The sequence below is a fragment of the Azohydromonas sediminis genome, from assembly GCF_003574675.1.
GTDB classification, from domain to species: domain Bacteria; phylum Pseudomonadota; class Gammaproteobacteria; order Burkholderiales; family Burkholderiaceae_C; genus Calidifontimicrobium; species Calidifontimicrobium sediminis.
Genome location: NZ_QOAZ01000002.1, coordinates 159,782 through 178,663, shown reverse-complemented (window position 1 = coordinate 178,663; position 18,882 = coordinate 159,782). Strand labels below are relative to the sequence as shown.

Annotated in this window: 16 protein-coding genes and 1 pseudogene; 4 read left to right on the top strand and 13 right to left on the bottom strand. The window is 73.6% G+C overall.

Annotated elements, in window-relative coordinates; all coding sequences use genetic code 11:
* The first annotated feature begins 5 nt into the window (after positions 1–5).
* Positions 6–230: a hypothetical protein gene (locus DRV96_RS02360; protein WP_119287470.1), complete on the top strand. Its 225-nt coding sequence runs from the start codon at positions 6–8 to the stop codon at positions 228–230.
* 24 nt (positions 231–254) lie between these two features.
* Here the strand turns inward: DRV96_RS02360 and DRV96_RS02355 are convergent, their stop codons facing one another.
* From DRV96_RS02355 to DRV96_RS02320, 8 genes are all read right to left on the bottom strand, one after another.
* On the bottom strand, positions 255–1,664 hold the full coding sequence (locus DRV96_RS02355; protein ID WP_119287268.1) for a homospermidine synthase: 1,410 nt from the start codon (positions 1,662–1,664) through the stop codon (positions 255–257).
* Positions 1,665–1,683: 19 nt separating this feature from the next.
* Complete coding sequence (locus DRV96_RS02350) at positions 1,684–2,145, bottom strand: CBS domain-containing protein (RefSeq protein ID WP_119287266.1); 462 nt, start codon at positions 2,143–2,145, stop codon at positions 1,684–1,686.
* A gap of 109 nt (positions 2,146–2,254) precedes the next feature.
* On the bottom strand, positions 2,255–3,139 hold the full coding sequence (locus DRV96_RS02345; RefSeq protein ID WP_119287264.1) for a helix-hairpin-helix domain-containing protein: 885 nt from the start codon (positions 3,137–3,139) through the stop codon (positions 2,255–2,257).
* 5 nt (positions 3,140–3,144) lie between these two features.
* The gene (locus DRV96_RS02340; protein ID WP_119287262.1) at positions 3,145–3,600 is read right to left on the bottom strand and encodes a host attachment protein; all 456 of its coding nucleotides are present in this window, start codon (positions 3,598–3,600) and stop codon (positions 3,145–3,147) included.
* Positions 3,601–4,272 (bottom strand): phosphoribosyltransferase, encoded by a 672-nt coding sequence (locus DRV96_RS02335; RefSeq protein ID WP_119287260.1) that lies wholly within the window; start codon positions 4,270–4,272, stop codon positions 3,601–3,603. It lies immediately after the preceding gene.
* Complete coding sequence (locus DRV96_RS02330) at positions 4,269–4,925, bottom strand: dienelactone hydrolase family protein (protein ID WP_119287258.1); 657 nt, start codon at positions 4,923–4,925, stop codon at positions 4,269–4,271. Before DRV96_RS02330 ends, DRV96_RS02335 begins: the two co-directional genes overlap by 4 nt.
* 159 nt (positions 4,926–5,084) lie before the next feature.
* Entirely contained in the window at positions 5,085–5,939 is an 855-nt protein-coding gene (locus tag DRV96_RS02325; protein WP_162910922.1) for a Gfo/Idh/MocA family oxidoreductase, read from the bottom strand.
* A 58-nt stretch (positions 5,940–5,997) separates the two neighbouring features.
* Positions 5,998–7,326, bottom strand: coding sequence for a nicotinate phosphoribosyltransferase (locus DRV96_RS02320; RefSeq protein WP_119287254.1), 1,329 nt, complete (start codon positions 7,324–7,326; stop codon positions 5,998–6,000).
* Positions 7,327–7,468: 142 nt separating this feature from the next.
* On the opposite strand from DRV96_RS02320, the gene DRV96_RS02315 reads away from it, so the two are divergent.
* Positions 7,469–7,936: a YbhB/YbcL family Raf kinase inhibitor-like protein gene (locus tag DRV96_RS02315; RefSeq protein WP_119287251.1), complete on the top strand. Its 468-nt coding sequence runs from the start codon at positions 7,469–7,471 to the stop codon at positions 7,934–7,936.
* 13 nt (positions 7,937–7,949) lie between these two features.
* Here the strand turns inward: DRV96_RS02315 and DRV96_RS02310 are convergent.
* From DRV96_RS02310 to DRV96_RS02295, 4 genes and pseudogenes are all read right to left on the bottom strand, one after another.
* Positions 7,950–9,059, bottom strand: a pseudogene (locus tag DRV96_RS02310) (CapA family protein).
* A gap of 9 nt (positions 9,060–9,068) precedes the next feature.
* Positions 9,069–9,614, bottom strand: coding sequence for an HPF/RaiA family ribosome-associated protein (locus DRV96_RS02305; RefSeq protein WP_119287248.1), 546 nt, complete (start codon positions 9,612–9,614; stop codon positions 9,069–9,071).
* A gap of 79 nt (positions 9,615–9,693) precedes the next feature.
* Entirely contained in the window at positions 9,694–11,484 is a 1,791-nt protein-coding gene (gene polX / locus DRV96_RS02300) for a DNA polymerase/3'-5' exonuclease PolX (RefSeq protein ID WP_119287246.1), read from the bottom strand.
* Positions 11,481–12,080, bottom strand: a complete 600-nt coding sequence (locus tag DRV96_RS02295) for an isochorismatase family protein (protein ID WP_119287243.1) — start codon at positions 12,078–12,080, stop codon at positions 11,481–11,483. The genes polX and DRV96_RS02295 overlap by 4 nt, the downstream gene beginning before the upstream one ends.
* A gap of 128 nt (positions 12,081–12,208) precedes the next feature.
* Between DRV96_RS02295 and DRV96_RS02290 the strand changes: the two genes are divergently transcribed.
* Together DRV96_RS02290 and DRV96_RS02285 are read left to right on the top strand one after the other, a co-directional pair.
* A complete protein-coding gene (locus DRV96_RS02290) occupies positions 12,209–13,444 on the top strand; it encodes an SAM-dependent methyltransferase (RefSeq protein WP_235823248.1) in 1,236 nt (411 codons plus the stop codon).
* A complete protein-coding gene (locus DRV96_RS02285; protein ID WP_119287241.1) occupies positions 13,431–14,780 on the top strand; it encodes an FAD-binding oxidoreductase in 1,350 nt (449 codons plus the stop codon). Before DRV96_RS02290 ends, DRV96_RS02285 begins: the two co-directional genes overlap by 14 nt.
* Positions 14,781–14,795: 15 nt before the next feature.
* Here DRV96_RS02285 and purL read toward each other — a convergent pair whose 3' ends face one another.
* Complete coding sequence (gene purL / locus DRV96_RS02280) at positions 14,796–18,782, bottom strand: phosphoribosylformylglycinamidine synthase (protein WP_119287239.1); 3,987 nt, start codon at positions 18,780–18,782, stop codon at positions 14,796–14,798.
* Between the last annotated feature and the right edge of the window lie 100 nt (positions 18,783–18,882).

Sequence of the window (18,882 nt, the reverse complement as noted above, 5' to 3'; positions counted from 1 at the left end):
TCGTGATGCACAGCCCGCGTGTCGTGAGCAACCCGTTCGCCCTGATGACCAATCCGCAGGCCGTCGTCGCCGCGATGGAGGCGTCGGACCGCCTGCGTGCGCTGCGCCGGCGCGTGTGCCGCCCGCTCGACCGCATCGGGCTCGGGGAGGGCGGTGGCGTGGCCGACGCCGCCGCCGACGGCTGGGGCGACGACGCCGAGCCGCTCGCCGACGACGCGCCCGGCGCCTGAGACCCGCGCGATGCGCGTCGCGCGTCACGCGACGCGGAAGTTCTTGAACTGCCAGGGGTCGTCGCGGTCGACGTCCTCGTCGAACAGCCAGCCGCGGTCGGTGAGCGGCGTCCAGTCGGTGTAGACGCCGAACACCTCGCCGAGGTACGGGCGGCACCACGCGAGGATTTCGTCGTGCGGCAGCTCGTCGGGCTCGACGACGCCGCGGTCGGGGTGCTGCATCGCCCACACGACGCCGGCGAGCACCGCCACCGTCACCTGCAGGCTCGTCGCGCTGTTGTGCGGACACGCCGCGCGCGCCTGCTCGATCGACAGCCGCGAGCCGTACCAGTACGCGCCCCGCGCGTGACCCATCAGCAGCACGCCGAGCACGTCGGCGCCCGCGGCGATGTCGTCCTTCAGGATGCGTTTGCGCGGCTGCACGCGCCAGTTGCGGCCGGCGAGTTCGTGCACCGACAGCACGGCGTCGTCGCAGGGGTGATACGCATAGTGCACGGTCGGCCGGTACTGCGGTCGCGCCGCGTCGCCGAGCGTCAGGTAGTCGGCGATCGAGATCGCTTCGGCGTGCGTGATCAGGAACGCGTGCTGCGGCCCAGCGGCCGGCGTCCAGCTGCGCACGCGCGTGCTGGCGCCAGGGCGCTTCAGGTAGATCGCCGCCTGCGAGCCGCTCGCATGGCGCTCGCCGTCGCTCGGGAAGTGGCGCTCGTGCGTGCCCCAGCCCAGTTCGGCGGGCTGCAGCCCCTCGCCGACGAAGCCGTCGACCGACCACGTGTTGACGAACTCGCCGACCGCCTTCGGTCGCGTGCCGACGTGCGTGTCGCGCTCGGCGATGTGGATCACGCGCACGCCGAGCTGCTGCGCGAGACGCGCCCAGCCCTCGCGCGAGCGAGGCGTCGGTGCGTGGATGCCGGTGTCGCGCGCGATGTCGAGCAGCGCCTGCTTGACGAAGTGCGACACCAGCCCCGGGTTCGCGCCATGGGTGATGACCGCCGTCGGGGCACCGGCGCGTCTCAGCGCGAGCGATTCCTCGCGCATCGCGTAGTTGGTGCGCTGCTCGGCAGGCAGGTCGCCGCCGTCGTAGGTGCCGGCCCACGGCTCCGAGACCGTATCGAGGTACAGCACGCCGCGCGGCTGGCACCACGCGATCAGCGCCGCGCTGCTGACGTCGACCGAGAGGTTGAGCAGGAAGTCGCCCGCACCGAGCAGTGGGGACAGCACCGCGTCGTAGTTGGCCGGCGTCAGCGCGGCATCGACCATCGCGACACCGTACTCGCGCGCGATCTCGTGGCCATCGTCGCCGGGTGTCACGATCGTGATCTGCGCCGGCGCGATCTCGATGTGGCGCAGCAACAGCGGCAGCACGCCCTGGCCGATGCTGCCGAAGCCGACCATCACGAGGCGGCCTGCGAAGCGGTGGAGTCGTTCGAACGCCATCGTTGCGCAGCCCTCCCGCTCAGCGCCGCATGCGCGTCTCGCGCGCCTGTTCGGCCTCGATCGCGGCCACCGTCGCGCGCAGTTCCTCGGCGATGATGCCCAGCAAGTCGTCGAGCGTGACCAGACCGGCCAGCAGCCCCTGGGCGTCGACCACCGGCAGTCGGCGCAGGCCCTTGCTGCGCATCGTGCGCAGCAGGTCGATCACCGACGCATCCTCGGCCACGACGACCAGGTCCGCACTCATCACGTCTTCGACGCGCAGCGTGCGCGGATCGACGTCCTTGGCCACGACGGCGGTCACGATGTCGCGGTCGGTGAGGATGCCCACCGGCACGCGCCCGGCGGGCGTGTCGTCGGTGACGACGAGGCATCCGACGTGGTGGCTGCGCATCAGCTGAGCCGCCTCGTTGACGGGCATCGCGCGCTCGGCGAAGGTCACCAGGCGCGTGCAGATCGCGCCGGCGTCGAGTCTTTCTCCCATGATCGTGCTCCTGGGCCGCGGGGGCGGCCCGACCGGGGTGGACTGTATGCGCTCGGCGGGCGCCGGCGTTGATGTCGGTCAAGTGCCGTGGCGCGGCGCCGGCGCGCCGTCAGGCCCCGGCCGCCACCTCGCGGCATTCGCTCTCGCGCCCGCGCACGACGCGCCGGCCGGCCATCGGGCCGGCGGTGGCGGTGACGACGGTGTACTGGCGCTCGGCGTGGTCGCGGTCCTCGGCGTAGATCACGACCCAGTCGCGCGTGCGACCGAGCTCGTGCGCGCGCGCCGTGTTGGAGTACAGCGCCGTGAAGTGCCAGTCGCCGCGCTGCGTGTGCAGCACCGGCAGCCACGCCTCGCCGCTCGGGTTGAAGCGGCGTGGCGCGATCTTGGGCAGGCGGTCGGCCGCCGCGGCTTCGCGATATTCGCGGTCGACGTCGAGCAGCGCTTCCACCGGCGGCTGTGCGCCCGCGACGGCCGCGCGCGCGCCGCGGCGCAGCGCGCGGCGACGGTCGAGCAGCGCCGTCAGCGCGGCGCGCAGCGCCGCGGCACGGCGGGGGCCGACGCGCGGCAGCCGCTCGAGGCGTCCGTCGTGAGCGGCGACCTCGAGCGCCTCGAGGGTGTCGACGCCCAGCTCGTCGTGGATCAGCCGCGCGAGCTCGGGGCCGATGCCGGGGACCGTGCGGAACACGGCCTCGGCATCGACGTCGCCGCGCAGCCGCTCGAGCTTGCCCCAGCGCCCGCAGGCCAGCATCTCGGCGATCGCCGCGGCGATGCCGGGGCCGACGCCGGGCAGGGCGTCGAGCCCGGCCAGTCCCTCGCGCTCGAACACGCGGCGCACGCTCTCGGGCAGCGCCGCGACGGTGTCGGCCGCGTGCCGGTACGCGCGGGCACGGTACGGGTTGCCGCCCTGCGCGTCGAGCAGGTCGGCCATCTCGCGCAGCAGCGCCGCGATGTCGGCGTTGTCGGCGGGGGCGGGCGCCGGCGGCGCCGCGTCCATCGCGCTCAGCCGGCCTGCTTGAGCAGCGCGTCGACGCGCCCGCGCAGCTCGTGCAGCGGCAAGGCCGTCAGGTCGACCGGCTCGCTGACGCGCACGGCCTTCGCGGCGGCGTCGCCGAGCTGCCCGCGCAGCAGGCCGAGGAACGCCGGCGACGCGAACAGCGCCAGCCTGCCGCAGCGCCCTTGTGCGATGGCGTCGTCGAGCCGTGCCGCCAGCTCCCGCGCGAAGCGCTCGTGCTCCTTCGCATGCACGTCGGTCGGCGGCTCGTAGGCGCTGTGGCCGCGCTGGTGGCTGCCCAGGCTCAGCTCGGTGCGCCCTGGGCGGTCGTCGTCGAGCTCGCGGCCCGGCTGGCGGCTTTCGGGGTGGACGAAGTCGGCGACCTCGACCAGGCTGCCGTCGGCCTGCCGCTCGCACACACGCGCCTTCGCCGCGTTGGCGGTGACGATCCACAAGGTGTCCATTCAGTGTTCTCCTGCTTCCGGGGTCGGGCCGACGGCGTCGAGGGCGGCGAGCACCTCGGCGTCGTCGAGTTGGTGGAAATCGTCGTAGTGCAGCCCGATCGCGTGGAACGGGTACGGCTCGGCGAGGCACACGATGTCGTCGACCTCGGCGCGCAGCGCAGCCAGCGTGTCCGACGGCGCCACCGGCACCGCGAGCACGAGTCGTTTGGGCTGGCGCCGGCGCAGCGCCTTCAGCGCCGCGCGCACCGACGTGCCGGTGGCGATGCCGTCGTCGATGACGATCGCCGTCGCTCCCGCGACCGACAGCGGGGCGCGCCCGCGGAGGTAGACGCGCCGACGGCGCTCGATCTCGGCCAGCTCGTGGGTGGCCTGCGCGTCGATGTAGGTGCGGTCGGCGCCGCACAGGCGCTGCACCTCCTCGTCGATCACGACTTGCGGCTCGTCGCCGTCGACGACGGCTGCCAGCGCGAGCTCGCGCTGCCACGGCACGCCGATCTTGCGCACGAGCAGCAGGTCCAGCGGCGCATGCAGCGCACGCGCGACTTCGGCGGCCACCGGCACGCCTCCGCGTGGCAGGGCGAGCACGACGATCGGCGGCTCCAGTGCCATCGTGGCCAGCCGCCGCGCGAGCAGGCGGCCGGCCTCGGTGCGGTCGGCAAAGCGGTCCTTCATCGCGGCGCATCCTTTCGCAGGTGTTCGACGAACCATTCGGCCGCGTGGCGCGCCGCCGTTTCGAGCGTGCCCGGCTCCTCGAACAGGTGCGTCGCGCCGGGCACGACGTCGAGACGCTTGTGGCAGCGCAGCGCCGCCAGCGCCTCGCGGTTGAGCTCGAGCACGACGTCGTCGTCGCCGCCGACGATCAGCAGCGTCGGCGCCTGCACGCGGGGCAGCTCGTGCAGCGCCAGGTCGGGCCGGCCGCCGCGCGACACGACGGCAGCGATCGCCTGCGGGCGTGCCGCCGCCAGGCGCAGCGCCGCGGCGGCCCCGGTGCTGGCCCCGAACAGGCCCACCGGCAGCGCCTCCAGATCGGGGCGCTGGTGCCGCACCGCGTCGAGCGCGTCGCCGACGCGGTGCGTCAGCAGGTCGATGTCGAACACCTTGCGCCGGTCGTCGGCCTCGTCGGCGGTGAGCAAGTCGAACAGCAGCGTCGCCAGCCCGTGGCGTTGCAGCACCTCGGCGACGTAGCGGTTGCGCGGGCTCAGGCGGCTGCTGCCGCTGCCGTGGACGAACAGCACCAAGCCCGCCGGCGCCGGCGGGCTCGCCAGATCGCCGGGCAAGGCCAGCGGCCCCAGCGTCAGCGCGTCGTGCCGGATGGCGGGTTTCATTCGGGTCTGTGGGCGTCGGGTCTCACGCCGGTCGATTCTGAGGATCGGCCGTGCCGGCGCGTTGATGTTGGTCAACCAGCGGCTGTTGAGCGTCGACGGATCCGGCCGGATAAATGCGCGACGATGTGTATTATGTAAACTTAATGATGCACCAACGCCTCACGGCCGCAGCGCGTATCGGTGTGCGCCATGCGGCAGGCCCCGTACCTGCCGCGCCGCGTCGAGCATCGCGCGCGCCGCGAAGTCGTGCAGGTCGAAGCGCGCTTCGAGCAGCAGGCTCGCGTGGGGGCCGCTGGCGGCGGTGCCGAGCCGCTCGAGGACGACGCCTTGGTGCTCGCGGTCCTCGAGCGCACCGGCGTCGTCGACCGCGAACACCTGCGTCGGCACGCCGACGAACAGCGGATCGGCGGCGAGGCGCTCGCGCACTGCGTCGAGGCGCGCACCGCGCTCGAGCTCGACGTAGACATAGCGCGTGCCGGCGACCTCGGCTTCGAGCGCCGCCCGCACGCCGTCGATCGCCGCCGCGGCCGCGCTGTGGTGCAGCGCGGTGCCCGGGTGGCGCTGCTGCACCGTCTGACCGCGCGGGATCATTCGCTCGAACGACGCGACGAAAGCCGACCACGCACCCGGGTTCCAGCCGGCGCCGACGACGGCCGACGTGCGGTGCCGGCGCGCCGCGTCGTCGAGCACTTGGTGGTGCCGCACCAAGGCGGCGCCGTCGAGCGCGGTGCACTCGACGACCGGCAGCCGCTGCTGCAACAGCGCGAGGGCGACATCGGTCGCGTCGCCGGCGGGCACGCACACCAGCGCAACGTCGACCGCCGACAGTTCGCGCACGTGGCCGACGACGGCGGTGCGCTGCAGCCGCCCCGGCGCGTGCGCCGGGGCGTCGGCGCGGCGGACGATGCCGGCGAGCGCGAGCTCGGGGTCGTCGAGCAGCGCGAGCGCGCACGCGGTGCCGAGCCGGCCGAGGCCGACGACGGCGGCCTGCAGACGTGTCGCGGTTCCGGTCATCGCCTCGTGCGCCATCGTTGCGCGGGTCCCGCCCATCGCCGGAGTGTCACCGCCGGTCTCAGCGCGTGGCGGCGTCCACCGCGGTCGCGAGCGCATGCAAGCCGGCCGAGATCTCGACCGGATACGCGTCGGCCACCGGGTCGAGGCCGCGCAGCGGCTCGGGCAGCGCGCGCAGCTGCTCGGTGCAGCGCCTTCGGGCGTCGGCGAGCGTCGGCGCCGCGCCGACGCGCCGGCCGCCGCGCATCACCGGCTGCAGCAGCGGCTCGCCGTCGAGCGGCTCGCCTTCGAGCTGCACGCGGTCGGCGAGCATGCGGCCATGGGCGTCGAAACGGCGCACGACCTGCTTGACGCCGGGCAACGTCGCCTTGCCGGCCGAGCGCTTGCGCCGCGCGACGCCGGCGTAGACCTGCAGCTTGTAGACGGCGTCGAGCGACGGCGCGTCCGACGACGTGTCGAGCGCGGTGCCGATGCCGAAGCCGTCGATCGGCGCGCCGGCGGCGAGCAGCTCGGCGACGCGCCACTCGTCGAGGTTGCCGCTCGCGAAGATGCGCACGCCTCGCAGCCCCGCGGCGTCGAGCCTCGGTCGCACCGCCCTCGCCTGCGCCGCCATGTCGCCGCTGTCGAGCCGGATGCCGCCGATCTCGATGCCCTCGGCGGCCAGACGCGGCGCGAGATCGATCACGCGCTGCACGCCCTGCAGCGGGTCGTAGGTGTCGACGAGCAGCGTCGGGCGCTGCGGGCGCGAGCGCGCGAACGCGACGAACGCGTCGGCCTCGCTCGCGTGTGCCTGCACGAACGAGTGCGCCATCGTGCCGAAGGCCGGGAGGCCGTACCGGCGCGCCGCCTCGGCGGTCGCGGTGCCGTCGAAGCCGGCCAGGTAGGCCGCGCGCGCGGCGAACAGCGCCGCTTCGGCGCCGTGGGCGCGGCGCATGCCGAAGTCGACGAGCAGCCGCCCCGGCGCGGCCAGCACGACGCGCGCCGCCTTCGACGCGATCAGCGTCTGGAAGTGCACGATGTTGAGCAGCCGCGACTCGACGAGCTGCGCCAGCGGCAGCGGCGCCGTCACGCGCAGGATCGGCTCGTCGGCGAAGAACACCGTGCCCTCGGGCATCGCGTGCACGTCGCCGGTGAAGCGCAGCGTGCGCAGGTGGTCGAGCAGCGCGGGCCTGAAGCCGCCCTGCCGCTCGACCCACGCGATCTCGTCGTCGGTGAAGGCCAGCGTCTCGAGGAACTGCAGCGCCTGCTCGAGCCCGGCGGCGACGAGGAAGTTGCGCTGCGCAGGCAGCTTGCGCACGAACAGCTCGAACGTTGCCTCTTGCTGCATGCCCTCGTCGAGGTAGGCCTGCAGCATCGTCAGCTGGTACAGGTCGGTCAGCAGGGCCGTCATTGGGCACCGGGCGAAGCCGTCACGCGGTCGATGCTATCCCGCTTTGCGCTGGCGCAAAGCCGGCGCCGCGCGGCCGGGCATGCTGCGCCCCGGGGCGCCGGGCCACGGCGCCCGTGACGAGGTGCCACCCAGAGGGGCCACCATGCGACTGACCTCCCCCGCTTTCGAGCCGAATGGCCCGATTCCCGTGCGCCACACCGCCGACGGTGCCGACGTCGCGCCGGCGCTCGTGTTCCACGACGTGCCACCGGGCGCGCAGAGCCTGGCGCTGATCGTCGAAGACCCCGACGCGCCCGACCCGGCCGCGCCGGTCAAGCCGTGGGTGCACTGGGTGCTGTACGACCTGCCGCCCGACGCGCCCGGCCTGCCCGAAGGCGGCACGCCGCTGCCGGCGGGCACCCGCGAAGGCCTGAACGACTGGCACCGCCGCGGCTGGGACGGCCCGAGTCCGCCTGTCGGCCGCCACCGCTACGTGTTCCGGCTGCACGCGCTCGACGTACGGCTGCCCGCACTCGCCGCGCCGACCGCCGCGGCACTGCGCCACGCGATGCACGGCCACGTGCTCGCGACCGCCGAACTGGTCGGCACCTACGCGCGCCGCGCGCGCTGAACTCGCGCTCGCGTCAGGCCGGTGCGAGTGTCCAGCCGCCGTCGGCGCCGTCGCGCCAGCCGGCGGTGGTGTCGGGCTGCAGCAGCCGGCGCAGTGCGTCGACGGCACCGGCGTCGGCCGGCTGCAGGCGCAGCCGCCGGCGCTGCAGCGGCCACGCGTCGAGGCGCCGCAGCCGCCCCGAGGCTGGGTCGAGCCGCAGCCGCCACAGCAGCGCGACGTCGTGGCGCCAAGGACCGTGGCCGCCAATGCCTTCGTAGTCGTTGATCAGGTCGCCGCAGCCGTGCAGGATCGCGTGGCCGGCGTACAGCTCGACAGGCAGCGGGTGGTGCGCCGAGTGGCCGTGCACGACGTCGGCCGCACCGAGGTCGACGAGCCGGCGCGCGAAGTCGCGCTGCGCCTGCGGCACGGCCGGCACCCAGTTGCCGCCCCAGTGGATCGAGACGACGACGAGATCGCCCGCGCGGCGGTGCCGCCGCACGCATTCGGCGACACGCTGCGCCGACGACGGCGAGAGGTCGGGCAAGCGCGCGACGCCGGCGCGGTGGTCGGCAGCGGCCCAGTCGGCGGGCACGCCGCTGTCGTCGGTTGCGAGGCCGAACACCAGCAGCCGGCGCCCGCCGCCGAGGTCGATCGCGGCCGGGCGCCACGCCGCCTACGCGTCGGCCCCCGCCCCCACCGTCGCGATACCGGCGGCGTGCAGCGTCGCCAGCGTCTCGCGCAGCGCGTCGCGGCCCCAGTCGAGCACGTGGTTGTTCGCGAGCGTGCAGACGTCGACGCGCGCGACCGTCAGCACGTCGACGTTGGCCGGGTGCATGCGGTAGTGGATGCCCTTGTGCGGCCACGGCGCGCCGCCGGCGGTGACGGCGGTTTCGAGGTTGACGACGCGCGCGTCGAGGTCGGGCGCGAGGAACTGCGCGAGCGCGGCACCCCACGGCTCGTGCGGCGCCAGCGGCGTGCCGACGGGGCCGTTCGCCGCCTCGGCGAGCCGCAGGTACTCGCGCGCGTCGTCGACGACCGGCTCGTACAGCTGCGGCGGCACGTGCTGGCGCAATGCCTGATCGACGCCACGACCCGTCATCACGTCGCCGGCGAGCAGCAGCGTGACGGTGCCGTCGGGCGTCATCGGCCCGGTTCAGGGGGTGTGGTGGCGCCCGAGGCTCACGCGCTTGGCTTGCAGGCCCTCGCCCGCCGGCTCGACGACGAACTGCACCGCGGTGCCGACGTCGACGCGGTCGAAATGACCACCGGCGACGTTGTCGCGGCTGAAGTAGTACTCCTCGCCGTCGGGCGTGCGGATGAAGCCGGAGCCGCCCTCGGCGTCGAGGCGCACGACTTCGCCGTGCAGCTCGCGCGCATGCTGCTTTTCGTCGCCGCGGCGCTGGTGCACGGCGTCCTGCAGCCGGCGCTTCATCGCGTCGAACGCGTCGCGCAGCGCGACGTAGACGTCCTCGTGCTGCACACGGTCGACGACGAGCTCACGCCCGGGTAGCGTCAGGTCGATGCGCACGCCGAACGGGTGACCCTGGTGCTTGTGCTTCTGCTCGAGATCGATCACGACGCGGCACGACATGATGTCGCTGCTCAGGTGCTCGAGGTGCGCGATCTTGTCGCGCACCGCCGTCTCGAGCGCGTCGGAGCGCTCGAGGCCGTGAAAAACGATCTGGGGCGGAACTTTCATCGCGGTCTCTCCTCTGGCCAGTGTATGCAGTCTGCCGCGGCCCGGGCGCCCGTGACCTGACATTCGTCAAGACCGGCGCTCAGCGCATCGTGCGCGCGAGCAGCGGCCGCAGCTGCGCCAGCGGTCGCGCGTTGAGCACGTCGGCGGCCTCGAGCCAGCCGCGCCGTGCCTGACCGACGCCGTGGCGCAGCACGTCGAAGTCGGCCGTCGCGTGCGCGTCGGAGTCGATCGCGACGAGCACGCCCTCGTCCTTCGCGAGCCGGCACGCGGAGTCGTCGAGGTCGAGCCGCTGCGGCTGCGCGTTCAGTTCGACGAAGCAGCCGCGCTGCTTCGCGTGGCGCAGCACGCGCGGCAGGTCCAGCTCGACCGGCCCGCGCTCGCCGAGCAGCCGCGCCGTCGGGTGCGCGAGGATCGTGAAGCAGCGCGCATCCATCGCGCGCAGCACGCGGTCGGTCTGCTTGTCGCGCGGCAGGTTCAGCCGCGAGTGCAGCGCGCCGACGACGAGGTCGAGCCGCTGCAGGATCTCGTCGGGCAGGTCGAGCCGCCCGTCGGCGAGGACGTCGACCTCGATGCCCTTGAGCAGCACGAGCCGCGCCTTCTGCGCGCGCAGCCGCGCGTTCAGGCGGTCGATGCGTTCGATCTGCGCCTCGAGCCGCTTCGCGTCGAGCCCGCGCGCCACCGCCAGGCGCGCCGAGTGGTCGGTGATCGCGAGGTACTCGAAGCCGCGCGCCTGCGCCGCCGCGGCCATCGCCTCGAGCGTGTCGCGGCCGTCGCTGTCGGTCGTGTGCACGTGCAGGTCGCCGCGCAGGTCGGCGAGCTCGACGAGCTTCGGCAGCCGGCCGGCCTGCGCCGCCTCGATCTCGCCGCGGTCCTCGCGCAGCTCGGGGGCGATGAACGGCAGCCCGACCGCGGCGTAGACCGAGGCCTCGGTGTCGCCGGCCACGCGCTCTTCGCCGCGGAACACGCCGTACTCGTTGATCTTCAGCCCCCGCGCCTGCGCGAGCCGGCGCAGCGCGATGTTGTGTGCCTTCGAGCCGGTGAAGTAGACGAGCGCGGCGCCGAATTCAGCCGCCGGCACGACGCGCAGGTCGACCTGCAGGCCGCTGGCGAGCACCACGCTCGCGCGCGTGCGGCCCTTCGCGAGCACCTGCCGCACCTGCGGCAGCGTCGTGAAGCGCTCCATCACGCCGCTGCGCCCGCGCACCGTCACGAGCAGGTCGAGGTCGCCGACGGTGTCGCGCCGCCGGCGCAGGCTGCCGGCGGGCACGACGCGCTCGACGCCCGGCACCGCGGCGAGTGCGGCGACGAGCGCGTCGGCGATGGGCTCGGCCAGCGCGATCGACATCCGGCCGGCATCCGCCAGCGGGGCCGCAGCTGCCGGCACAGCGATCGCCTGCAGGATCGCCTGCTCCGTCTTCGGTCCGAAGCCGGGGATCGCGCGGATGCGCCCGGCCCACGCGGCGGCGGCGAGGTCGTCGACGGTGTGGATGCCGAGCTCATGGTGCAGCGCGCGCACGCGCTTTGGCCCGAGCCCGGGCACTCTGAGCAGCGCCGTGATGCCCGGCGGCAGCTCGCCGCGCAGCCGCTCGAGGAGCGCGCAGGTGCCGGTGGCGACGATCTCGGCGATCTTGCCCGCGAGGTCGGCGCCGATGCCCGGCAGCGCCTCGAGGTCCGCGCCCAGCGCGACCAGCTCGGCCAGCGGCCGGCCCAGGCCGCTGACGGTGCGGGCCGCGTTGCGGTACGCCCGGATGCGAAACGGGTTCGCGTCCTCGACCTCGAGCAGGTCGGCGATCTCGTCGAACACCGCGGCGACCTCGGCGTTCGTGACCGCCGGCGCGGCCGGCGGCGGGGGCGCCGCACGGTGGGTCATGGCAGCACGTCGGCCGCGGCGGCGACGACGGCGCCGCGCTGCCGCATCGCGGCCAGCGCGCGCTCGCCGTCGCCGGGCTGCACGTCGACCGCCGCGACGCCGTCGGCGAGCACGACGACGGCGTAGCCCAGCGCCAGCGCGTCGAGCACGCTCGCCTGCACGCAGTAGTCGGTGGCCAGCCCGCAGACGAACAGCCGCTGCACGCCCAGCGCCTGCAGCCGCGCGTGCAAGTCGGTGCCGTCGAACGCCGAGTACGCGTCGCGCGCGGGCGTCGTCGCCTTCGAGATCACGACCGCGTCGGCAGGCAGCCGCAGCGCGGCGGGAAAGTCGGCGCCCGGCGTGCCGGCCACGCAGTGCGGAGGCCAAGGGCCGCCCTGCGCTCGGAACGAGCAGTGATCTGCCGGGTGCCAGTCGCGCGACGCGAACACCGGCAGCGCGAGCGCGGCAAAGCGCTGCAGCGCACGCCCGATGGCCGGCAGCACGGCGTCGCCGGCCGGCACCGCGAGGCTGCCGCCGGGCAGGAAGTCGTTCTGCACGTCGACGACGAGCAGCGCGTCGCCGGCGCCAACAGCGGGTACGGGAGACGGAGACGTCATCGGCGTGCGCTCGGGGGGCGATGGTGCGAGCGTGCGCAAGCCCGGCCTCGCGCGCCTTGATGCAGCGCAAGTCGCAAGCGCATCGTCGCTTGCCTACACTGCGTGCACCGCCACCGCCGGGAGAGCCCGTGCCGCTGTCGATCCAGGCCGTCGTCGATGCGCTGGGCGCGCACGCGACCCACCCGTTCGCGGTCACGCTGCCCGACGGCGCGCGCCACGCATGCGGCGACGGCGCGCCGGCGTTCACGCTGCACCTGCGCACCGAGGCGGCCGTGCTGGCCACGCTGGCGCGCGGCCACATCGGGCTGCTCGAAGCCTACTTCGACGGCGAAGTCGACGTCGACGGCAGCTTCCACGCCGCGATGGCGGTCGGCCTCGCGAGCGATCTGTCGCGCGGCACCAACCCGCTGCTCGCCGCCGAGAACCGCCTGCACGAGCTGCGCCACTCGAACCGCGACCCGGCGCAGGCCAAGGCCAACGCGCGCTTCCACTACGGCCTCGGCGAGCCGTTCTACCGCCTGTGGCTCGACGACCCGCTGAAGATGTACACCTGCGCCTACTGGCGCGAAGGCACCGCGACGCTCGAGGAGGCGCAGCGCAACAAGATCGACCACGTGATCCGCAAGATCCGCCTCGGCCCGGGCGAGCGCTACGTCGACATCGGCTGCGGCTTCGGCGGCTTCATGTTCCGCGCATGGGAGACGGTCGGCGCGCTCGGCACCGGCGTCAACACGACGACCGAGCAGGTGGATTGGCTGCGCGCCGAGATCGCGCGCCGCGGTCTCGCCGACCGGCTCGCGGTGCGCGAGGCCGACTTCCGAGACGTCGACGGCCCCTACGACAAGGTCGTCTCGATCGGCGTGCTCGAGCATGCCGGGCGCGACCAGCTCGCCGAGGTGATCCGCGCGCACGCCGACTTCCTCAAGCCCGGCGGGCTCGGGATGCTGCACTTCATCGGCCACGTCGGGCGCTGCGACACCGAGCTGTTCATCCGCAAGCACGTCTTTCCCGGCGGGTGGATCCCGAGCCTCGCCGACGTGATCGTCGAGATGGAGCGCTGTGGCCTCGAGGTGGTCGACGTCGAGAACCTGCGCCGCCACTACGCGCCGACGCTCGACGCGTGGGCCGAGCGCTTCGAGCGCCACTGGCCGCAGATCCAGGCGCTCGACCCGCAGCGCTTCGACGAGCGCTTCCGCCGCATCTGGCGCACCTACCTCGTCGGCTGCGCCGAGATGTTCCGCGCGCCCAGCGGCTACACGCACCTGTGGCAGATCGTGTTCAGCAAGGGCAATGTCACCCCCGACAACTACCCGATGAGCCGCGCGCACCTGTACCGCGACGACGCCGGCGATGGCGGCCGCTGACGACCATGCCGCGCGCCTGGACCGGCTGCGGGCGGTGCTCGCCGCCGCGCAGCCCTCGGCGCCGCTCGGGCTCGCCAAGCGCACGTCGAACCTGTTTCGCGACCGCACCGAGGGGCGCAAGCAGCGGCTGGACCTCGGCGAGTTCCACCACGTGCTGCGCATCGACACCACGGGCTGCTGGGTCGACGTCGAGGGCCTGTGCACCTACGAGGCGCTGGCCGACGCGACGCTGGCGGTGGGCCAGATGCCGGCGGTGGTGCCGCAGCTCAGGACGATCACGATCGGCGGTGCCGCGGCCGGGGTCGGCATCGAGGCGACGTCGTTTCGCGAGGGCCTGGTGCACGACACGCTGCTCGAGATCGAGGTGCTGCTGCCCGGCGGCGAGATCGTCGTCGCGACCCCCGATAACGCGCACCGCGACCTGTTCTACGGCTTCCCGAACTCGTACGGCACGCTCGGCTACGTGCTGCGGCTGAAGGCGCGCACGCGCCCCGTCAAGCGCTTCGTGCGTGTCGAGCACCGCCCGTTCGCCGATGCCGCGGCGTTCTTCGCCGCGCTCGACGCCGCGTGCGCCGACCCGGCGTCGGACTTCGTCGACGGCGTCGTCTTCGGCCGCGGCGACCACGTGCTCAGCGTCGCTCGCTTCGTCGACGACGCGCCGCAGGCGAGCGACTACACGTTCGAGCGCATCTACTGGCGCTCGCTGAATACGACGCCGGTGGACTTCCTGACCGCGCGCGACTACCTCTGGCGCTGGGACACCGACTGGTTCTGGTGCTCGAAGAACGTCGGCGCGCAGCATCCGCTGGTGCGCCGCCTGCTCGGGCGCGAACGGCTGAACTCGCGCACCTACACGAAGATCATGCGCCTGAACAGCCGCTTCGGCCTCACGCGCGCGTGGGCGCGGCTGCGCGGCGTGCACCCCGAGTCAGTGATCCAGGACGTCGACATCCCGCTGCCGCGCGCGGCCGAGTTCCTCGACTTCCTGCTCGCCGAGATCGGCATCGTGCCGGTGTGGGTCTGCCCGATCCGCCCGACCGATCCGGCGCACGCGTTCACGCTGTACCCGCTGACACCCGGCGTGCGCTACGTCAACTTCGGCTTCTGGGACGTCGTGAACGCGCGCGAGCCGCACCCGCCGGGGCACTTCAACCGCCTCGTCGAGCGCAAGGTGATCGAGCTCGGCGGCATCAAGTCGCTGTACTCCGAGAGCTACTTCCCGCGCGACGAGTTCGACCGCGCCTACGCGATGGACCGCTACCGCGCGCTGAAGGCGCGCTACGACCCGCAGCACCGCGCGCTCGACCTGTACGACAAGGTCGTCGGCCGGCGCTGATGCGCGGCGCCGGCGTCAGCCCAGCGCCGCGCGCGCGTTGCGGAACATGCGCATCCACGGGCTGAAGCCGTCGGCGCCGGCGCCCGACCAGCTCAGCTGGGCCTGGCGGAACACGCGCTCGGGGTGCGGCATCAGCGCGGTGAAGCGCCCGTCGGGCGTCGTCACCCCCGTCAGGCCGTCGGGGCTGCCGTTGGGGTTGTACGGGTAGACCTCGGTCGGCCGGCCGTGGGGGTCGACGAAGCGCAGCGCGCGCGCGACGCGCTGCGCGTCGCCGCGCTGCGAGAAGTCGGCGCGGCCCTCGCCGTGTGCGACCGCGATCGGCAGCCGGCTGCCGGCCATGCCGGTGAAGAAGATCGAGGGGCTCGCGAGCACCTCGACGAGGCTCAGCCGCGCCTCGAACTGCTCGCTGGCGTTGCGCGTGAACTTCGGCCACGCGTCGGCGCCGGGGATGATCGGCGCGAGCGCGGCCATCATCTGGCAGCCGTTGCACACGCCGAGCGCGATCGTGTCCGGTCGCTGGAAGAACGCCGCGAACTGCTCGGCCAGCGCCGGGTTGAACAGGATCGAGCGCGCCCAGCCCTCGCCGGCGCCGAGCGTGTCGCCGTAGCTGAAGCCGCCGCAGGCGACGAAGCCCTGGAACTGGTCGAGACGCGCGCGACCGGCCTGCAGGTCGCTCATGTGCACGTCGAAGGTGTCGAAGCCGGCGGCGTGTATCGCATAGCTCATCTCGACCTGCGAGTTGACGCCCTGCTCGCGCAGGATCGCGATCTTCGGCCGCGCGAGGTGCACGAACGGTGCGGTGACGTCGTCGGCGGGGTCGAACGTCAGGTGCACGTGCAGCCCGGTGTCGTCGGCGGCGCCGGCCAGCGCGTGTTCGCTGTCGGCGCACGCCGGGTTGTCGCGCAGCCGCGCGATGCGCCAGCTGACCTCGTCCCAGGTCTGGTGCAGGTGCGCCAGCGGCGCCGAGAATACGCACTTCGTGTCGCGCCAGACCTCGACGACGCCGCGGTCGTTGGGCGCCCCGATCACGTGCGTGAAGCGCCCGAGGCCGTGCGCGCGCAGCGTCGCGATCGCCGCGTCGCGGTCGGCGCGCCGCACCTGCAGCACCACGCCGAGCTCCTCGGCGAACAGCGCCTTGAGCGTCAGCTCGTTGCGCCGCTCGCTCACCTGGCTCGCCCAGTTCTTCGAGTCGCCGTACTCGGCGCGGCTGTCGCCGATGCCGTCGCCTTCGGTGACCAGCAGGTCGACGTTGAGGCTCACGCCGCGGTGGCCGGCGAACGCCATCTCGCAGACGCACGCCCACAGGCCTCCGTCGCTGCGGTCGTGGTAGGCGAGCAGCCGGCCGCCGGCGCGCAGCTCGTTGACGGCGGCCACCAGTGCCTTCAGGCGCTGCGGGTCGTCGAGGTCGGGCACCTCGTCGCCGAAGCGGCCGAGCGTCTGCGCGAGGATCGACCCGGCCAGGCGGTGGCGGCCGGCACCGAGGTCGACGAGCAGCAGCACCGTCTCGCCCGGCTGCAGCTGCGGAGTCAGCGTGCCGCGCACGTCGGGCAGCGTCGCGAAGGCGCTGACGATCAGCGACACCGGCGCGACGATCTGGCACGGGCCGTCGGCGCCGTTCCACTTCGTGCGCATCGACAGGCTGTCCTTGCCGACCGGGATGCCGACGCCGAGCGCCGGGCACAGCTCCAGACCGACCGCCTTCACGGTGTCGTACAGCGCCGCGTCCTCCCCGGCCTCGCCGCAGGCGGCCATCCAGTTCGCGCTGAGCTTGACGCGCGACAGTTCGATCGGCGCGGCGAGCAGGTTCGTGATCGCCTCGGCCACCGCCATGCGGCCCGACGCCGGGGCGTCGAGCGCCGCCAGCGGCGTGCGCTCGCCCATCGCCATCGCCTCGCCGCGGTAGCCGCTGAAGTCGGCGAGCGTGACGGCGCAGTCCGCCACCGGCACTTGCCACGGCCCCACCATCGGGTCGCGGTGGCTGAGCCCGCCCACCGTGCGGTCGCCGATCGTGATCAGGAATCGCTTGCTCGCCACCGTCGGGTGGCGCAGCACGTCGAACGCAGCCTGCTCGAGCGTCACGCCGGTCAGGTCGAGCGCGGCTTCGGTGCGCACGACGCGCTCGACGACGCGGTGCATCTTCGGCGGCTTGCCGAGCAGCACCTCCATCGGCATGTCGATCACGCGCTCGCCGCCCGCGCCGTCCTCGACGACGAGGTCACGCGCCTCGGTCGCGACGCCGACCACCGCGAACGGACAGCGCTCGCGCGCGCACATCTGCTCGAACAGCGGCATCAGCGCCGGGTCGACGGCCAGGACGTAGCGCTCCTGACTCTCGTTGCACCAGATCTCCTTCGGCGCCAGGCCGCTTTCCTCGAGCGGGACCTTTCGCAGGTCGAAGCGCGCGCCGCGGCCGGCGCCGTCGGCGAGCTCGGGGAACGCGTTGGACAGCCCCCCGGCGCCGACGTCGTGGATCGCGAGGATGGGGTTCTTGTCGCCGAGCGCCCAGCAGTGGTTGATGACCTCCTGCGCGCGGCGCTGGATCTCGGGGTTGCCGCGCTGCACACTGTCGAAGTCCAGCTCGGCGGTGTTGGTGCCGGCGGCCATCGAACTCGCGGCACCCCCGCCCATGCCGATGCGCATCCCCGGCCCGCCGAGCTGCACGAGCAGCGTGCCGGCGGGGAACGCCACCTTGTGCGTCTGCGTCGCGTCGATGCTGCCGACGCCGCCGGCGATCATGATCGGCTTGTGGTAGCCGCGCCGCACGCCAGCCACCGTCTGCTCGTAGACGCGGAAGTAGCCCGCCAGGTTGGGCCGGCCGAACTCGTTGTTGAACGCGGCGCTGCCCAGCGGTCCGTCGATCATGATCTGCAGCGCGCTCGCGATGTGCTCGGGCTTGCCGACGGGGTCGCGCTCCCAGGGCTCGTCGGTGCCGGGCAGATGCAGGTTCGACACCGAGAAGCCCGTCAGCCCCGCCTTCGGCCGCGCGCCGCGGCCGGTGGCGCCCTCGTCGCGGATCTCGCCGCCGGCGCCGGTGGCCGCGCCAGGGAACGGGCTGATCGCGGTCGGGTGGTTGTGCGTCTCGACCTTCATCAGCACGTGCGCGGTGACCTCGCGTGCGCCGTACTTCGGCGCGTTCGTGAAGCCCTCGGGCTGCCAGCGCACGACGGGGCCGCCTTCCATGATCGCGGCGTTGTCGCTGTAGGCCACGACGGTGTGCTGCGGGCTCGCCCGCTCGGTGTGGCGGATCATCGCGAACAGGCTGTGTGCCTGGCGCTGGCCGTCGATCGTGAAGTCGGCGTTGAAGATCTTGTGCCGGCAGTGCTCGCTGTTGGCCTGCGCGAACATCATCAGCTCGACGTCGCTCGGGTTGCGCCCGAGGCGGGTGAACGCATCGACGAGGTAGTCAACCTCGTCGTCGGACAGCGCCAGCCCGAACGCGGCGTTGGCCTCGAGCAGCGCCTCGCGGCCGAACGCGAGCACGTCGACGTGCGCCAGCGGCGGGGCCGGCTGCGGATCGAACAGGTGGCGCGCCGCGTCGCGCTCGAAGGCGACGCTCTCCGTCATGCGGTCGTGCAGCAGCGCGGCGACGGCCTCGCGCTCGGTGGCCGACAGCGGCTTCGCACCGCCGAGCAGGCCACCCTTGAGCGTCAGGTGGAACTCGGTCACGCGCTCGATGCGGTGCACTGGCAGGCCACAGTTGTGTGCGATGTCGGTGGCCTTGCTCGCCCACGGCGAGACGGTGCCCAGCCGCGGCATCACGACGACGAGCTCGCCGTCGGTCGGCCCGGCATAGGGGTCGCCGTAGGTCAGCAGCGCCTGTAGGCGGTCGCGCGCGGCGGCGTCGAGCGGTGCGTCGCTGGCGACCCAGTGCACGTGCCGCGCGGCGATGCCGACGACGCGCGGCACCACCGCGGCGATGCGATCGAGCAGCGCGCGGGCGCGGAACGCGGACAGCGCTTGGCTGCCCTCGAAGTGCAACAGGTGCGGGGAAGGCGACGGCATCGGAACCCGGGGTCGAGGGCGGGGCGGAAACGGCCTGCCCGCGTGGAGGGTTGGCCGCGGCGAAGACCCGGGATTCTACGGGGGCGATGGGATAATCCCG

What these genes read in the sequence shown, in the direction of transcription:
- DRV96_RS02360 (WP_119287470.1), top strand. Translation starts at nt 6, where the DNA reads ATGCACAGCCCGCGTGTCGTGAGCAACCCGTTCGCCCTGATGACCAAT.
- DRV96_RS02355 (WP_119287268.1), bottom strand. Translation starts at nt 1,664, where the DNA reads ATGGCGTTCGAACGACTCCACCGCTTCGCAGGCCGCCTCGTGATGGTC.
- DRV96_RS02350 (WP_119287266.1), bottom strand. Translation starts at nt 2,145, where the DNA reads ATGGGAGAAAGACTCGACGCCGGCGCGATCTGCACGCGCCTGGTGACC.
- DRV96_RS02345 (WP_119287264.1), bottom strand. Translation starts at nt 3,139, where the DNA reads ATGGACGCGGCGCCGCCGGCGCCCGCCCCCGCCGACAACGCCGACATC.
- DRV96_RS02340 (WP_119287262.1), bottom strand. Translation starts at nt 3,600, where the DNA reads ATGGACACCTTGTGGATCGTCACCGCCAACGCGGCGAAGGCGCGTGTG.
- DRV96_RS02335 (WP_119287260.1), bottom strand. Translation starts at nt 4,272, where the DNA reads ATGAAGGACCGCTTTGCCGACCGCACCGAGGCCGGCCGCCTGCTCGCG.
- DRV96_RS02330 (WP_119287258.1), bottom strand. Translation starts at nt 4,925, where the DNA reads ATGAAACCCGCCATCCGGCACGACGCGCTGACGCTGGGGCCGCTGGCC.
- DRV96_RS02325 (WP_162910922.1), bottom strand. Translation starts at nt 5,939, where the DNA reads ATGACCGGAACCGCGACACGTCTGCAGGCCGCCGTCGTCGGCCTCGGC.
- DRV96_RS02320 (WP_119287254.1), bottom strand. Translation starts at nt 7,326, where the DNA reads ATGACGGCCCTGCTGACCGACCTGTACCAGCTGACGATGCTGCAGGCC.
- DRV96_RS02315 (WP_119287251.1), top strand. Translation starts at nt 7,469, where the DNA reads ATGCGACTGACCTCCCCCGCTTTCGAGCCGAATGGCCCGATTCCCGTG.
- DRV96_RS02305 (WP_119287248.1), bottom strand. Translation starts at nt 9,614, where the DNA reads ATGAAAGTTCCGCCCCAGATCGTTTTTCACGGCCTCGAGCGCTCCGAC.
- polX (WP_119287246.1), bottom strand. Translation starts at nt 11,484, where the DNA reads ATGACCCACCGTGCGGCGCCCCCGCCGCCGGCCGCGCCGGCGGTCACG.
- DRV96_RS02295 (WP_119287243.1), bottom strand. Translation starts at nt 12,080, where the DNA reads ATGACGTCTCCGTCTCCCGTACCCGCTGTTGGCGCCGGCGACGCGCTG.
- DRV96_RS02285 (WP_119287241.1), top strand. Translation starts at nt 13,431, where the DNA reads ATGGCGGCCGCTGACGACCATGCCGCGCGCCTGGACCGGCTGCGGGCG.
- purL (WP_119287239.1), bottom strand. Translation starts at nt 18,782, where the DNA reads ATGCCGTCGCCTTCCCCGCACCTGTTGCACTTCGAGGGCAGCCAAGCG.